The following is a 15,029-nucleotide window of genomic DNA, read 5'->3' on the forward strand; positions in this document are numbered from 1 at the left end:
TGCATGGATTGCTATGGATTCAGGAGCGATCCAGGTCCATCCCGCCCGCGCCGGTCTCGGCCAGGCGCGTGAGCAGCGGGTGCATCACCTTGCGCGTGCTGTAGATGAGGTGGAACTCCTCGTGCACCTCGGGCGTGGTGCCCACGGGCTCCAGCGCGTGGGTGCGCTCCAGGTGGCGGCCCAGCAGCAGGGGGGCGGGCATCACGCCCATGCCGGCCTCGGCGAAGGTGCTGAGCAGGGCGCTGTCCTCGAATTCGCCGGCGATGCGCGGGCGCACGCGCTCGCGCTCCAGCCAGTGGTCGATGCGCGGGCGCACGGCGGCGTGGCCGGTGGGCAGCAGCACGGGCACCTGGGCCAGGCTGTGCGGAAAGCCGCGCCGCGCCTCCTGCGCCCAGGCCGGGGGGGCCCACCAGCCGATGGCGCTCGCGCCCAGGCGCTGGCTGGTGGTCTTGACGGCGGGGTTGGGCGGCGCGGGGCGGTCGGCGAGCACGGCGTCGAGCTTGTGCAGCGCCAGCTCGGCCAGCAGCGGCTCGAACTCGCCCTCGTGGCAGAGCAGGCGCAGGTGGGGCTCGTCCAGCACCGGGGTGAGCAGCCGGTGCACGGCCAGCTTGGCGATGCCGTCGGAGATGCCCAGGTTCAGCCGCACGGTGCGGCCCGTGGCGGCCTCGCGCACGCGGTGGGGCAGTTCTTCCCCGACCGCGAAGATGTGGTCGGCCTCGTGCAGCGCCGCCACGCCGGCGTCGGTGAGCACCAGCTTGCGGCCCTCGGCGCGCAGCAGGCTGGCGCCCAGGGATTTCTCCAGCTCGCGCACCTGGGCGCTGATGGTCTGCACGGCCATGTCCAGCCGCTCGGCGGCGCGGGCCATGCCGCCTTCCTTGGCGACGACCCAGAAGTAGTAGAGGTGGCGGTAATTGAAACTCTGGCTCATGGGAATCGGGCCCTCCCCGGGGCCGGCCGGCGCTTCGCGCGGCGCCGTATCGCTTCGCAATGCTTCGCAAAAACCGAACTTATATTATCAATATCACAGGTTTTGAAATAGTATTCACGCCGCTAGAGTCTATTCCTCGATGCCCCTCTGGCACTTTTCTGGCACGCGATCAGGAGCGTTCATGACCGATTCACCGTTTTCCTCCCCTTCACCGGCCCGGCCGCCCCGCGGCCTCACCGCCCGCGGGCGCCTGGGGAGCTGAGCCATGGAAACCATCGGAACCTGGTGGATGTGGGCGGGCTTCGGCGTCTTCGTCGTCGTGGCCATCGCGGTGGACCTGCTGGTCATGGAGCGCCAGGGGGCGCACAAGGTGACCATGAAGGAGGCCCTGAGCTGGAGCGTGCTCTGGTTCTCGCTGGCCTTCGTGTTCGTCGCCATCCTGTGGTGGTACCTGGACGGCACGCAGGGGCGGGCGGTGGCCAACACCACCTCGATGCAGTTCATCACCGGCTATCTCGTCGAGAAGAGCCTGTCGGTGGACAACATCTTCGTCTTCCTGATGCTCTTCAGCTACTTCGCCGTGCCGGCCGAGTTCCAGAAGCGCGCGCTCATCATCGGCATCATCGGCGCGATCGTGCTGCGCACGGTGCTGATCCTCGTGGGCGCCTGGCTGCTGGCCACCTTCCACTGGCTGCTGTACGTGTTCGGCCTGTTCCTCGTGGTCACGGGCGCCAAGATGTGGTTCGCCGCCGGCCAGGAGCCCGACATCTCCACCAACCCGGTGCTCAAACTGCTGCGCAGGCGCATCCGCATGTCCGACACCTTCGACGGCGAGAAGATGACCACCATGGTGGGCGGCGTGAAGCACTTCACCCCGCTGTTCGTGGTGCTGGTGATGATCGGCGTCACCGACGTGATCTTCGCGGTGGACAGCATCCCGGCCATCTTCGCGATCACGAGCGACCCGTTCATCGTGCTCACGGCCAACGTGTTCGCCATCCTGGGCCTGCGGGCGCTCTACTTCCTGCTGGCCGACCTGGCGAACCGCTTCCACCTGCTGGCCTACGGCCTGGCGCTGGTGCTGGTCTTCATCGGCGCCAAGATGCTGCTGATCGACGTCTACAAGATCCCGATCGGCTATGCGCTGCTGGTGACGGCCGGGCTGATCGCGGGCTCGGTGGTGGCCTCGCTCTGGACCTCGCGCGGCCGGGGCGGCGATGGCGGCGGCACGCCGCCGGCGCTGCCGGGCCAGGGCCTGTGATTCCCCGCACGAAAGGAGCGACACCATGGACATGACCATGACCGAAGCCGTGATGGCCACATTGCTCGCCGCGTTCGCGCTGACCACGCTGCTGAGCTGGCGCGGCGGCAACGACCGCCGCGACGTGGGCCTGCTGGCGGCCATCACCGGCGTCTGGGGCGCGGCCACCGCGGCGCTCGTGGCACTGTGAGCGGCGCCGTGCCCCTGGCCGTGCAGGCGGCCGCGCCCATCGCGCGCGCCGTGGCGGGCGTGCGGCGCTGGCTGCGCCGCCAGGAGCCCGCCATGCGCGCCCTGCTGGAGCGCCCCGTGCTGGCCCGGCTGCGCCCGTGGCTGGAGCGGCGCCAGCTGCTGTGCCTGCGGCGCGAGGCGCTCGCGCGCGGCACGGCGGCGGGGCTTTTTTGCGGGCTCATCCCGGGCCCGCTGCAGGTGCCGGCCACGGTGGCCCTGTGCGCCGGGCTGCGCGGCAACGCGGTGGCCGGCGCCGCCGCCACGCTCTACACCAACCCACTCACCACGCTGCCGCTCTATGCCCTGGCGTTCCAGGTGGGCGCCTGGGTGCTGCCGGGCGAGCAGCACCTGCCGCCCTGGGAAGGCTTCTCGGCCGCCGGCGGCGTCGAGGCCCTGGGCGCGTGGATGCAGGCCCTGGGCGCGCCGCTGGCCGTGGGCCTGCCGCTGCTGGCGCTGGCGTTCGCCGTGGCGGGCTACGCGGCCGTGCAGGCGCTGTGGCGGGTGCCCGCGTGGCACCGCGTCTGCCGCGCGCGCTGACCGGCTCCCCGGAGCGCCTGTGGCGCTCATACGGGTTTGCCATCAAAGAGAGAACAAGGCGCGAAGCCGCAGACAGTGCTGTAGCACGGCCAGGCAAAGCAACGCGGTTATCTTTTTGATGGCGAAACCGGATCAATCCAGCCGCACGCCCGCCTGCCGGATCACGCGGCCCCATTTCTCGCGTTCGGCGCGCACGAACTGGCCCATCTGCGCGGGCGTGCCGGGCAGCGGCTCCACCCCCATGGCCTGCAGGCGTGCGCGCGTGCGGGTGTCGCCCAGGGCCGACTGCAGGGCCCGGCTGAACTGGGCGATGGTCTCGGCCGGCACGCCGGCGGGAGCGACGAGGCCCTGCCAGGCATAGCCCTCGAAGCCCGGCAGGCCCTGCTCCGCCATCGTGGGCACGTCGGGCGCGGTGGCCACGCGCTGCGGGCTGGCCACCCCGATGGCCTTCACTTTGTGCGCCGCGAGGAAGGGGTACACCGAGGCGCTGTCGATCCACATCGCGGGCACCTGCCCGCCCACCACGTCCTGGATGGCCGGCGCGGCGTCCCGGTAGGGCACGTGCGTGAGCCGCAGGCCGCTTTGCTCGCGAAAGAGTTCGCCCACGAGGTGGTGCGGGCTGCCCGGGCCGGCCGAGGCCCAGTTCACGCCCTCGGGCTGCTGCTTCGCCCAGGCCGTGAACTCCCGCAGGCTGGAGGCCGGCACCTGGGCGGAGACGACGAGGAACATGGGAAAGCGCACCAGCAGGCCGATGGGCTGGAAGTCCTTCTCGGCGTTGTAGGCCAGCTTGCCGAACAGGAACGGGTTGGCCGCCAGCGTGGCGAAGTCGGCGGTGAAGACGAGCTGGCCGAGGTCCTTGTGGCGCGCCGCGTATTCGGCCGCGATGTTGGTGCCCGCGCCGGGCTTGTTGGTGATGACGATGGGCCGCCCCAGCGCGGCGGACAGGGGCTCGGCGATGGTGCGGGCCACCACGTCGGAGCCGCCGCCGGCGGCGTAGCCCACCACCCATTCGAGGGGCTTGGGGTCCTGCGCGGCGGCGGGGCCGGCGAGCGGGAGGGCCGCGAGGGCGAGCCCCGCGGCGAGGAAGCGCTTGCGCTGCATGGTGTTGTCTCCGGTGTTGTCGTTGGAATGCGCGGGTGCGGGGCGCCGTCTGCGCGGCGCTGCCCGGCGGGGGCGTCCGTCAGGCCGGGGCCTGCGCGGGGGGCTCGGGGGGCGCCCCGCGCGCGAGCCGCAGGGCGTGCAGCAGCGTCGCGTGGTCGCCGATGTGGTTGGCCAGCAGCAGGATCAGGCGGGCGTTCATCGCGTGGCTCTCGGCGGCCGGCAGGCCGTCGTGCGCGGCGATGAGGGCCTCGTAGAAATCGTCGCCGGCCTGCAGGTGGGGTTCGGTGGTCAGCATGGGGTGGGGGCCTCCGGGGCTGGGGCGGGATGGCGTGGATGGTGTGCCTCAGGGGGCGGCGTGGGCGCGGCGCAGCGCGGCGCGCACGGCCGCCTCGGTGGGGGCGCGCCAGCGCGCGCACACGTGCTGGTCGGGCCGCACGAGGTAGGCCGTGCCCGCGCGCGCGTCCAGCCGCCGGGCCGCGAGGCCCTGCGGGTCCGCCGCGCTGTCCTGGCCTGCGTCCTCACCGATGCCGAGCACGTGCAGCGTGCCGGTCTCCGCCGCGAGCGCCCGCGCCCAGGCGGGCGGCGGCCCGAACACGATGAGCGTGAAATCCGCGCCCAGCGCGCGCAGCAGCCAGGTGGCGCGGCCCGCCTGCGCGAGCGGCGCGTCGGGCAGCACCGCGCCGGGCGCCGGCACCGGCGCGAAGCCGTCGGCCGGATCGTCGGGGGTGTTGAGCGGCGAGCCGTGCAGCGTGGCGGGCAGCGACAGCCGCCCGCTGTTGACCAGCCGCCGCGCGAAGGCGTGGTCGCGCGCCAGCGCCAGCGCCGCGTCGCGAAAGAGGCGCGAGACCTCGCTCTTGGGCGTGATGAAGTCGGTGGAGCGCGTGGAGTGGCGCAGGTTCTCGTCGGCGGCGGCCTCGCGCTCGCGGCCGTAGCTGTCGATGAGCGCCGCGCCGGCGCGGCCGCGCAGCACCGCGTCGAGCTTCCAGCCGAGGTTGTCCGCGTCCTGCACGCCGCTGTTGGCGCCGCGCGCGCCGAAGGGCGAGACGCCGTGCGCGCTGTCGCCCGCGAACACCACCCGGCCGTGCACGAAGCGCTCCATGCGCTGGCAGGCGAAGGTATAGACGCTGGCCCATTCCAGCGTGAACGGCGTGTCCTGCCCGAGCAGCGCGCGCACGCGCGGCACGATATTCTCGGGCCGCTTCGCGGCCTCGGGGTCGGCGTCCCAGCCGAGCTGGAAGTCGATGCGCCACACGCCGTCGGGCTGCATGTGCAGCAGCACGCTCTGGTTCGGGTGGAAGGGCGGGTCGAACCAGAACCAGCGCTCGGCCGGGAAGGGCGCCTGCATCTTCACGTCGGCGATCAGGAAGCGGTCGCGGAACACGCGGCCCCGGCTTTCCAGCCCCAGCATCCGGCGCACGGGCGAGCGCGAGCCGTCGCAGGCCACGAGCCAGTCGACCTCCAGCGCGTAGGGGCCCTCGGGCGTGTCCACCTCCACCCGCGCGCCGCCGGCCTGGGGCGCCACGCCCGCCACGCGGTGGTGCCAGCGCAGGTCGATTCCCGGCAGGCCGAGCGCGCGCTCCACCAGGTAGGCCTCGCAGTAGTACTGCTGCAGGTTGACGAAGGCGGGGCGCTCGTGGCCGTCCTCGGGCAGCAGGTCGAAGCGGTAGAGCGCGTCGGCGCCGAAGAACACCCGCCCCACGTTCCACGACACGCCCTTGTCCACCATCGGCTGGCCCGCGCCCAGGCGGTCCCAGATCTCCAGCGTGCGCTTGGCGAAGCAGATGGCGCGCGAGCCCGCGGAGAGCCGGCCGTCGTCGTCCAGCACCACCACGCGCTGGCCGCGCTGCGCGAGGTCGATCGCGAGGCTCAGGCCCACCGGGCCCGCGCCCACGATCACCACGGGGTGGCGCGCGGGCGCTTCGGGCGGCGCGTCCTGGTCGGCCGCGCGGCGGCAGGGGAAGGCGATGGCCTGGACCTCGGCGCCGGTGCCGCGCAGGGCCTGCAGGGGAAGGTCTCTCGGGTGCATGGAAGAGGGGGCTCCAGGAGGTTCGGGCAGAGTGGCGGGCCGGGTGGGGCGTGGTGGGCGGTGGGCGGTCAGCCTTCCAGGGCCTCCCACATCTGCCGGTCGCGCTCGGCCGTCCAGATGCGCGGGTCGGGGTGCTGCGTGGCCTCGTCGTAGGCGCGGGTCACGTCGAAGGGCATGCAGTGGTTGAAGATCACCCAGTGGCCATAGGTGGGCTGCAGCGCGGCGAAGGTGGCCTCGTAGACCGCGCGCAGGTCCTCGCCGCGCGCGGCGGCGGCCTTCACGCTGGCGTAGAGGTCGCTGATGAAGGCCCGCGTGCCGGCCAGCCCGGCCTGCACCTGCGCGGGCGTCTGCAGCGCCGCGCCGCGCCCGGGCACGAGCTTCTCGGGCCGCAGGGCGGCGAGGCGGTCGAGCGTGCGCGGCCAGTCCTCGAAATAGGCATCGCCCGCGTAGGGCGTGGCGCCGAACTCCACGAGGTCGCCGCTGAAGAGGATCTTCTCCTGCGGCAGCCAGGCCACCGTGTCGCCCTTGGTGTGGCCGCGGCCCAGCTGCAGCAGCTGCACCTCCAGGCGGCCGAGCCACAGCGTCATCCGTCCGGTGAAGGTCATCGTGGGCCAGGTGAGCCCGTCGGGCACGCTCTCGACGCTGCGAAAGAGGCGCGGGAAGCGGCCGATCTCGCTGTCCTTGTCGAACTGGCCGCGCTCCACGATCAGGTCGCGCGTGTCCTCGCTCGCGATGATGTGCTCGGCCCCGTAGGCGCTCGCGCCCAGCACGCGCACCGCGTGGTAGTGCGACAGCAGCACGTAGCGGATGGGCTTGTCGGTCACCTCGCGGATGCGGCGGATCACGTCCTGCGCCATCACGGGCGTGGCCTGGGTGTCGATCACCATCACCGCGTCGTCCCCGATGATGATCCCGGTGTTGGGGTCGCCCTCGGCCGTATAGGCATAGGCATGCTCGGAGAGGCGGTCGAAGCTCACCTGCTTTTCCTCCAGGTCGGCGGCGGAGGCGAAGGTCTTGGGAGTGCTGCTCATGCGGGGCCCTGGGTTTGATATGCGTAAACGCATTGCTCTAAACGGAATGCTTTGATCCTAGGCAAGTTGTTTGTTAATGTCTAATGCATTCGTCTAAGTGAAAACCCGATGGGCCGGCGGCGCGCCGCGGAGGGCGACAATCGGCGCCATGGACCGCCCGCCCTCCGCCCCTCCCGCGATGCCTCCCGACCCGGACCCCGCCGACGATGCCCCGCGCGCGCCGCGCGGCATCCAGAGCGTGGAAGTGGGCGGCCAGCTCCTGCAGGCGCTGGCCCGCACCGGCCGGCGCATGGCGCTCAAGGACCTGGCCGGCGCGGCCGGCATGACGGGGGCCAAGGCGCATCCTTACTTGGTGAGCTTCGGCAAGCTGGGCCTCGTCGAGCAGGACCGGGTGAGCGGGCACTACGGCCTGGGGCCGCTGGCGATGCAGCTGGGCCTCATCAGCCTGCAGCAGGCCGACCCGGTGCGGCTCGCGATCGAGGAGCTTCCGGGGCTGGCCCGGCGCATCGGCCACACCGTCTCCGCCTCGGTGTGGGGCGATGCCGGCCCCACCATCCTGCGCGTGGAGGAGGGCCCCACGCCGGTGTACGTGGCCATGCGCCACGGCACCACGGCCTCGGTGCGCCACACGGCCACGGGCAAGGTGTTCGCGGCGTTCGGCCCGCGCGAGCGCATCGCCGCCGCGCTGGCCGCCGACGGCCATGCGGGCGCGCTGGACGATCCCGGCTTCGCGGCCGAACTGGCGGCTATCCGCGCCGGGCGCCTGGGCACCGTGGCCGACCAGCTCCTGCCCGGCATCAGCGCGCTGGCCGTGCCCGTGTTCGACGGCTTCGGCCAGCTTGTGCTGTGCCTGGCCGCCATCGGCCCCGGCGCCACGCTGCACACCGGGCCCCAGGCCCCCGCCGCGCGCCTGCTGCGCGAGGCGGCCGAGGGGCTGTCGCGGCGGCTGGGCGCGCCGGGGGCCCCGGCGGACTGAGATCGTGAACCCGTTCTGAAACCGTGAGCCCGTTCCGAGCGGGCCCGGGTGTCCGGCGCGGCCCTGCGCGGGCGGGCGCCCGCCGCTTCAGGCCGGCGCCTTGTACTTGATGCTGCAGCCGTAGGGCTGCGTGCTGGCCGTGGCGATCGGCCGGCGGGCCGCCACGTCGGCCAGCGCGGCCTTCACGTAGTTGGTGGCCCGGTCGATGTCGGCGGGGCGGGCCGAGGGGATGCTGTCGATGCCGCCCGCATAGACCAGCGTGCCCTGCGGATCGACGATGTAGAGGTGCGGCGTGGTGCGCGCGCCATAGGCGTGGCCCGCCGTGCCCTCCTCGTCCATCAGCACGGCGGTGGGCACGGCCTGGCGCTCGCGCAGCCAGGCCGCGAGCTTCGGGGGCTCCAGGTAGTCGGCGCTGGCCTTCTCGGTGGAATTGATCGCCAGCCAGACCACGCCCTGGCCCTGCGCGTCCTTCTGCGTGGCGGGCATGTTGCCGCTGTCGTAGTGCTTGCGCACGAACGGGCAGCCGGGGTTGGTCCACTCCAGCACCACGGTGCGCCCGCGGTAGTCCGCGAGCCGCACGGTCTTGCCGGCGGTGTCCGTGAGCGTGAAGCCCGGCGCGGGCTGGCCCACGGCGGCGGCGGCCTGGGCGGCGCCGGCCGCGGCCAGCGCGAGGGAGGTGGCGAGCAGGGTGCGTCGAAGCATGGCGGTCCTTTCGGAAAGCGTGGCGGAACAGCGCAGCGCAGTATGGAGGAGGCCCGGCGCGCGCCCGCGCGGAACCCTACCGCCTACACTGGCTTTCCCGCGGCCCGCGCGCCGCCGTCCCGGAAGAGCCCGCATGCCGCCCGACCTGTTCCGACACCTGCGCCGCGCCGCCGCGCTGCTGCCTGCGGCCCTGTGCCTGCCCGCGCCGGCACAGCCCGCCGCATCCGCTGCATCCGCCGCGCCACCCATGTGGACCAACTCCCTGGGCATGGCCTTCGTGCGCATCCCGGCCGGCAGCTTCCGCATGGGCAACGACGAGCCCGCCGCATCGCTGGCGCGGGACTATCCCGGCATGGAGCCGCGGCGCTTCGCCGACCTGTCGGACGAGGCCCCGGTGCACACCGTGCGCATCACCCGCGCGTTCTATATGGGCCGCACCGAGGTGACGGTGGGGCAGTTCCGCCGCTTCGTCGAGGCCTCGGGCTACCGGGCCGAATCGGAGGCCGACGGCACCGGCGGCTACGGCTACAACCCCGCCTACGACCCGGCCACCACCGCGCGCGGCGATGCCTTCGAGGGGCGCAGCCCGCGCTACTCCTGGCGCGACCCGGGCTTCCCGCAGGGCGACGACCACCCGGTGGTCAACATCACCTGGCACGACGCCCACGCCCTGGCCGCCTGGCTCAGTGCCACCGAGGGCCGCCGCTACCGCCTGCCCACCGAGGCCGAATGGGAATACGCCTGCCGCGCCGGCACGCGCACCCGCTACGCCCACGGCGACGACCCCGCCGGCCTCGTGCGCCATGCCAACACCTTCGACCAGGACGCCGCTCCCTACTGGCCGCGCTGGCGCGCCCAGGCCCTGCCGGGCCACGACGGCCACGCCTTCACCGCGCCCGTGGCGAGCTACCCGCCCAACGCCTTCGGCCTGCACGACATGGCGGGCAACGCGTGGGAATGGGTGTCGGACTGGTACGGCGAGGCCACCTACGCGCACTCGCCGCGCAGCGACCCGCAGGGCCCCGCCACCGGCGACGTGCGCGTTCGGCGCGGCGGCTCGTGGCACACGTGGCCGCTGTATGCGCGCTGCGCGTACCGCAACTGGAACAGCCCGCAGACGCGGTACACGCTGGTGGGGGTGCGGCTGGTGCGGGAGTGAGCGGTGAGGCCTGGCGACGGCGGGCGGCGGCCCATGCGCCAGCCTGCCGCGCGCGGGAGCTGGCATCGCCTGTGCGTGCCGCCTGCACCCCGGTCAACAGGGTGCGAATGCTTCCCGTGCTGGTCGTCCGATGGTCATCGGGCGCGCAGGGCGGGGGCGTCGGCATGGCCCCTGCCGCCGCAAGGGCGGCCGCTCACAGCGCCGCCACCGCCGAGCGCAGCTCCCGCTCGCCCAATATTTCCGAGAACACCACCGGCGCGCGGCCCGGCGCCTGCAGCACGTAGACCGGCACGCCGCTGCGCCCGAGCTGCGCCAGCGCGGCGGTGATGGCCGGGTCGCGGCGCGTCCAGTCGGCGCGCAGCAGGGCCACGTTCTTGCCGGCGAAGTCGCGCAGCACGGCCTCGCTCGCGAGGGTGGATTTCTTGTTGAACTGGCAGGTCACGCACCAGGCGGCGGTGTAGTCCACGAACACGGGGCGGCCCTGGGCCAGCAGTTCGTCGGCCAGGCCTGGGCGCCAGGGCCGCCAGGCCGTGGCGGCGGTGCCCGCGCCAGCGCCGCCTCCCGGGGCCGGCGCTTCGGCCACGGGCAGCATTTCAATGACTTTGGGCCCCCATGTCGCCGCCAATACTGCAAAGATTGCTATTGAAATAGTAGCAATCGTGGTGCGTGCGCGGCCCGCCAGCGTGAGCGACCACACCACCATGCCGAGCGCCACCAGCAGCGCCAGCAGCGCGGCCGCGCCGTCGATGCCGCTTTGCTGGCCCAGCACCCACACGAGCCACACCACGGTGGCGAACATCGGGAAGGCCATGAAGCGGCGCAGCGTGTCCATCCACGCGCCGGGGCGGGGCAGGGCGCGGGCCACGGCGGGCACCCAGCTCGCCGCCAGATACGGCAGCGCCAGGCCCAGGCCCAGCACGGCGAACACGGCCAGCGCCTGTGCGGCCGGCAGCGTGGCCGTGAGGCCCAGCGATGCGCCCATGAACGGCGCCGTGCACGGCGAGGCCACGGCCACGGCCAGCACCCCGGTCAGGAACGCATCGGCCACGGGGTGGCGCGCCTGCAGGCCCGCGAGCGACGAGGGCAGCATGCGGCCGAACTCGAACACGCCCGCCAGATTGAGCCCCACCAGCGTGAACAGCGCCGCCAGCGCCGCCACCACCGCCGGCGACTGCAGCTGGAAGCCCCAGCCCACGGCCTCGCCCGCCGCGCGCAGCGCCAGCATCAGCCCGCCCAGCGCCAGGAACGACAGCACCACGCCAGCGGTGTAGGCGATGCCGCCGAGCCGGTGGGCGCGCCGGTCCGCGCCATGGCGCGCGAAGCCCACCACCTTGATGGCCAGCACGGGGAACACGCAGGGCATGAGGTTGAGCAGCAGGCCGCCCACGAGCGCGCCCAGCAACGCGGCGGCCAGCATGCCGGCGCTCACGGGCGTAGCGGGGGCCGGCGCGGGCGGCGGTGTGGCCGCCTGCTGCGCGTTGGCGCGCAGCGCGGCCTCCAGCGCGGGCGACACGGCGGCCGCCGTGGCGGCCGACCGGGGCCAGCCGCCCTCCACGGGCAGCTCGGCCAGCCAGCCCCGGCCGTCCCGGGCCAGCACCACCGGCAGCGGCACGGGGCTCTCGCTGCGCTGCGGCGAGAGCGGCACGCGCGCGGTCCAGACATCGCCCTGCCAGTCCTGCATGCCGTCGGCGGCGGTCTCGATCACGCCGGGCGTCTCGGGGAAGAAATCGAGCGGCTTGCCGCGCACGTCCTCGGGCAGCCCGGCCACGGTGAGCACCAGCGTGCCGCGCTCCACGCGCGCATGGCTGCGCGTGCCGCCGCTGGCTGCCGCGGGCGGCGGCGGCAGCGGCTGGGGATGGGCCTGCCGCGCGGCCTCGAAGGCCTGCGCGTTCATCGCCGTGGTGCTGGCCAGCGGCACCTGCAGCGTGAACGTGCCTTCTTCCGGGATGCACTCCTTGCGGCACACGAGCCACGAGGCCTGCAGGGTGAACGTGGCGTGCCGCGCGAGCGGGCCGGGCGCGAACGCGCCGGAGACGGCCATCGGCACGGGCAGCAGCACCGTGCCCTCGTAGCCATAGTTGGCGAGCGTGCCGACGGGGATCTTGCGCGGCACGGGCCAGTCGATGCCGCCGGCCTCGATGCCGGGCGGGAGCTGGCGCCATTCGAGCTGCGTGGGCAGGCCGGAGTCGCCGGAATTCTTCCAGTAGGTGTGCCACTCGGGCTGGTGCGTGATCGACAGGCCCAGCCAGAACGGCTTGCCCGGCGCCACCCCGTCGGGTGCGTGCGCCACCAGCTCGGCGCGCACGTGCGGCGTGGTCACGGTGCTGCTGGCGCTGCCCGCGCCTCCCCCGGCGCCACCGGTATTGCTACCGGATGAAGAGGAAAACTGCGCGTAGGTCGGCGTCGCCATTGCGCAGGCAGCTATCAAAAAGAGAGTGGGCAGCAGGCGCTGTAGAGGGCGGGCGGGCATGGCGCAGTGTGGGAGGGGCGCGGGCGGCGTTGGTTCCTTCGGGAGAGAAGGGCGAGAGGGCTGCGGCGCGCAGGGTCAGGCCGCGAAGCCTAGCACCACGCGGCGGGCCATCGCGCCCTTCTTCTCGATCCGGGTCACGGCCACCGCGCCGATCTCGGCGGTGCTGGCCACGTGCGTGCCGCCGCAGGGCTGCAGGTCGATCAGGGGCGCGCCCTCGGCGCCCACGCGCACGGTGCGCACCTGCCCGCTGCCGCGCGGGGGCTGCACGCTCATGCTTTTCACGAGGTCGGGTTGCGCGTCGAGCTCGGCATCGGTGACAGCGCCGATGGCCACCGGGTGCGCCTCGGCGACCAGCCGGGCGATGCCCGCCGTGAGCGCGGCGGCGTCCAGCGGGCCGTCCATGTGGAAATCGAGCCGCGCCGCGTCGGGCGTGATCGAGCAGCCGTTCACGGGCTGCGCCACCAGGTGGCACAGCAGGTGCGTGGTGGTGTGGAAGCGCATGAGCCGGTGGCGGCGCTCCCAGTCGATGCGGGCGGTGACGGCCTCGCCCACGGCGGGCGGCTCGGCCCCCGGCGCCGGCACGTGCACGATGGCGGCGGTGGGCCGCCCCTCGGCGTCCTTGCCCTTGCGCGTGTCGGCGATGGCCACCTCGCGGCCATCCGCGCGCACCAGCACGCCCGCATCGCCTGCCTGCCCGCCGCCCAGCGGGTAGAACACCGTGCGGTCGAGCACGATGCCGCCGTCGGGCAGCACGGTGGCGACGGTGGCATGGCATTCACGCAGGTAGGCGTCTTCGCGGAACAGGTCTTGGGTGGGGGCGGAGTGGGGCATTAAGCGATGGTAGCGCTGGCTTTGTGGGGCCTTGGTGCATGCGGCCACGCGGATGGCTTAGTCTGGCCAATTAAACCCGTGACTAGAAGTCCGCACCGAGGGCCGCACTTCGCACGGCGGCGGGCAAATTCCGGTCAACGCCGGTGCATCGATGGGTTAGCCGCGTGGACCATACAGCACTCGACTGATCCACTTGTTGAGGTCATCTCTGTCGAGCTTACCCAGTTGATAGCAATCTCGTTGGATTCGCTTAATTGCATCTCGTGTCAGATAAGTGCTGGTGACGATAAATGCCTTGGATGCGCCAAGCTCGTTTCGAGTATCAGCCAACTCCCGAACAATGGAAAGTCCTACCTTATTCCCTGGATTTTTCTTTTTCGCCTGCCAGAGTGTCTTAAACAAGCCGAGCGGCCCATGATCCTTTACTGCAATCACATCTACGCCACCGTCTTTCGTGCCTTGCATGAGCTCCACCGTATAGCCATCCGCCTCTAACAGCTCAGCAATGAGTTTCTCAAATTGCCTCCAGTGCAATTCATCCAGGCCACCCGGGCGCAGCAGCAACGATTGAAGTACGGCGTGACTTGGCGATAGCCGAGCCACCTCCATTCGAGATTCAGGAAGTGCGATTACGCTTGGCTGGAAGAAGTACTCGGCATCAACGTCGGTCTTCCACTCAGCGGCATTGGCTCCTTGGTAAGGAGTGAACAAACTGAGCACTCGCGATTGCTCATTGACTGCCAGGAGTCGGCCAACGTATTCATATAGGGGCGGGTATGCATCGTCTGCTTCGTCCACTATGACAAGGAAACTCGCATCGCCACCTAATGCCAATATTTCACGACCAAGATCCGATGTGTGCAAATTGTGGGAAGACACCGACAGCCCAGTTGCTTTTCCGGCTTGTAGGTCGTCGATCGATTTACCCAAGATCAAGTTGTCAGTTTCGGTGCTACGGCGCCAGTATTCTGCGAGGGCGCTATGGTGGCTGATGATGAGCGCGTAGTCGTTTCCCTGCTGTCGCAGCACCTCATGGGCGGCATAACGGGCAACGGTCGTCTTTCCCATTCCTGCACTGGCGACCAAACGTGTGCGCCTTTTCTGATCTGATATGAATTGATCGATAAAGGCCAGTTGCCAGTCGGCGAGCTGAATATTGGCTTGATTCGAAGGCATGGAAATAAGTGTGGAAGACACCTGCTTATATGTGCCAGTGCTAAGTTAGTGAGTCCATGGTTTGGAGACTACAAGATTTCCGGTGGTTGCCGAGCATCGCCAGCACGCTGGCGATGCTCAGCGGCGAACTTGGACCGGCGGGATAAGACTCCGCGAACTGTGCGGGCGCTGCTCGTTGTAGTCGCGCCGCCATAGGGCGATCTCCTGGCTCGCCTGCGCGAGCGTCTCGAATCACTGCTCGTTCAGGCATTCATCTCTGGAATTGCCGTTGAAGTTTTCGATGTAGTCCGCCCTGAACAACCCGTAAGCCGTTGATCTGTCTCGAAGTTCTTCGGCTAGCAGGGAGAAGGATTTGCAAGGTATGGTTTTGCCAGCCCCTGTTTTCTTGCAAATTCCTCCGAGGAGTCCGATGGGTCCGAAGCCTTCGCAGCCGCACACGGCCGAGTTGTTCCGTCCAAGGCTGGACGAGCAGATCAACATGAAGCACCCGCTGGTCAAGCTGGCCGCGCTGATCGACTGGACCGAGATCGAGCGCACGTTCGCAGTGTCGTTCACTTCGGACCGCGGCCGGCCAGCCTCACCGCCTCGTCTGATCGCCGGGCT

15 protein-coding genes and 1 pseudogene are annotated in these 15,029 nt (G+C 71.3%); 6 read left to right on the forward strand and 10 right to left on the reverse strand.

Translation table 11 applies throughout. The features are described 5' to 3' along the window. Positions 1–19: 19 nt before the first annotated feature. The gene (locus tag AX018_RS20455; RefSeq protein WP_111881191.1) at positions 20–928 is read right to left on the reverse strand and encodes a LysR substrate-binding domain-containing protein; all 909 of its coding nucleotides are present in this window, start codon (positions 926–928) and stop codon (positions 20–22) included. A 265-nt stretch (positions 929–1,193) separates the two neighbouring features. Between AX018_RS20455 and AX018_RS20460 the strand changes: the two genes are divergently transcribed. From AX018_RS20460 to AX018_RS20465, 3 genes are read left to right on the forward strand one after another with little or no spacing between them, the layout of a single operon-like run. After that, positions 1,194–2,189: a TerC family protein gene (locus AX018_RS20460; RefSeq protein WP_111881194.1), complete on the forward strand. Its 996-nt coding sequence runs from the start codon at positions 1,194–1,196 to the stop codon at positions 2,187–2,189. 25 nt (positions 2,190–2,214) lie between these two features. Beyond that, positions 2,215–2,379: a hypothetical protein gene (locus AX018_RS25315; RefSeq protein WP_170146309.1), complete on the forward strand. Its 165-nt coding sequence runs from the start codon at positions 2,215–2,217 to the stop codon at positions 2,377–2,379. An 8-nt stretch (positions 2,380–2,387) separates the two neighbouring features. After that, on the forward strand, positions 2,388–2,954 hold the full coding sequence (locus AX018_RS20465; protein ID WP_245951735.1) for a DUF2062 domain-containing protein: 567 nt from the start codon (positions 2,388–2,390) through the stop codon (positions 2,952–2,954). Between the two features lie 132 nt (positions 2,955–3,086). Here AX018_RS20465 and AX018_RS20470 read toward each other — a convergent pair whose 3' ends face one another. The 4 genes from AX018_RS20470 to AX018_RS20485 form a co-directional block, all read right to left on the reverse strand. Continuing rightward, positions 3,087–4,055, reverse strand: a complete 969-nt coding sequence (locus tag AX018_RS20470; protein WP_111881199.1) for a Bug family tripartite tricarboxylate transporter substrate binding protein — start codon at positions 4,053–4,055, stop codon at positions 3,087–3,089. Positions 4,056–4,134: 79 nt separating this feature from the next. Continuing rightward, complete coding sequence (locus AX018_RS20475) at positions 4,135–4,350, reverse strand: DUF2783 domain-containing protein (protein ID WP_111881202.1); 216 nt, start codon at positions 4,348–4,350, stop codon at positions 4,135–4,137. A gap of 48 nt (positions 4,351–4,398) precedes the next feature. Next, the gene (locus AX018_RS20480; protein ID WP_111881205.1) at positions 4,399–6,081 is read right to left on the reverse strand and encodes an FAD-dependent oxidoreductase; all 1,683 of its coding nucleotides are present in this window, start codon (positions 6,079–6,081) and stop codon (positions 4,399–4,401) included. A gap of 68 nt (positions 6,082–6,149) precedes the next feature. Continuing rightward, positions 6,150–7,112: an MBL fold metallo-hydrolase gene (locus AX018_RS20485; protein ID WP_111881207.1), complete on the reverse strand. Its 963-nt coding sequence runs from the start codon at positions 7,110–7,112 to the stop codon at positions 6,150–6,152. A gap of 148 nt (positions 7,113–7,260) precedes the next feature. Here AX018_RS20485 and AX018_RS20490 point away from each other — a divergent pair, with 148 nt between their 5' ends. Next, positions 7,261–8,088 (forward strand): IclR family transcriptional regulator, encoded by an 828-nt coding sequence (locus AX018_RS20490; protein ID WP_111881210.1) that lies wholly within the window; start codon positions 7,261–7,263, stop codon positions 8,086–8,088. A gap of 87 nt (positions 8,089–8,175) precedes the next feature. On the opposite strand, the gene AX018_RS20495 is transcribed toward AX018_RS20490, so the two are convergent. Continuing rightward, positions 8,176–8,790 carry a thioredoxin family protein gene (locus AX018_RS20495; protein ID WP_111881213.1) on the reverse strand — a complete coding sequence of 205 codons (615 nt, stop codon included), beginning with the start codon at positions 8,788–8,790 and terminating at the stop codon, positions 8,176–8,178. Between the two features lie 133 nt (positions 8,791–8,923). Here AX018_RS20495 and AX018_RS20500 point away from each other — a divergent pair, with 133 nt between their 5' ends. Then, positions 8,924–9,949 (forward strand): formylglycine-generating enzyme family protein, encoded by a 1,026-nt coding sequence (locus tag AX018_RS20500; protein ID WP_111881215.1) that lies wholly within the window; start codon positions 8,924–8,926, stop codon positions 9,947–9,949. A gap of 193 nt (positions 9,950–10,142) precedes the next feature. Here the strand turns inward: AX018_RS20500 and AX018_RS20505 are convergent, their stop codons facing one another. From AX018_RS20505 to AX018_RS25785, 4 genes and pseudogenes are all read right to left on the reverse strand, one after another. Then, entirely contained in the window at positions 10,143–12,419 is a 2,277-nt protein-coding gene (locus AX018_RS20505; protein WP_111881218.1) for a protein-disulfide reductase DsbD family protein, read from the reverse strand. A gap of 75 nt (positions 12,420–12,494) precedes the next feature. Continuing rightward, positions 12,495–13,250 carry an alanyl-tRNA editing protein gene (locus AX018_RS20510; RefSeq protein WP_111881220.1) on the reverse strand — a complete coding sequence of 252 codons (756 nt, stop codon included), beginning with the start codon at positions 13,248–13,250 and terminating at the stop codon, positions 12,495–12,497. Between the two features lie 156 nt (positions 13,251–13,406). Then, the gene (locus AX018_RS20515; protein ID WP_111881223.1) at positions 13,407–14,426 is read right to left on the reverse strand and encodes a restriction endonuclease; all 1,020 of its coding nucleotides are present in this window, start codon (positions 14,424–14,426) and stop codon (positions 13,407–13,409) included. 68 nt (positions 14,427–14,494) lie between these two features. Next, positions 14,495–14,711, reverse strand: a pseudogene (locus AX018_RS25785) (integrase core domain-containing protein); the annotation flags it as partial. A gap of 124 nt (positions 14,712–14,835) precedes the next feature. Here AX018_RS25785 and AX018_RS20525 point away from each other — a divergent pair. Continuing rightward, positions 14,836–15,029: transposase (locus tag AX018_RS20525; RefSeq protein WP_491895677.1), on the forward strand; the 194-nt coding region annotated here is incomplete at its 3' end.

Origin of the sequence: Paracidovorax anthurii, assembly GCF_003269065.1 — a bacterium.
In the GTDB taxonomy this organism is placed as follows: domain Bacteria; phylum Pseudomonadota; class Gammaproteobacteria; order Burkholderiales; family Burkholderiaceae_C; genus Paracidovorax; species Paracidovorax anthurii.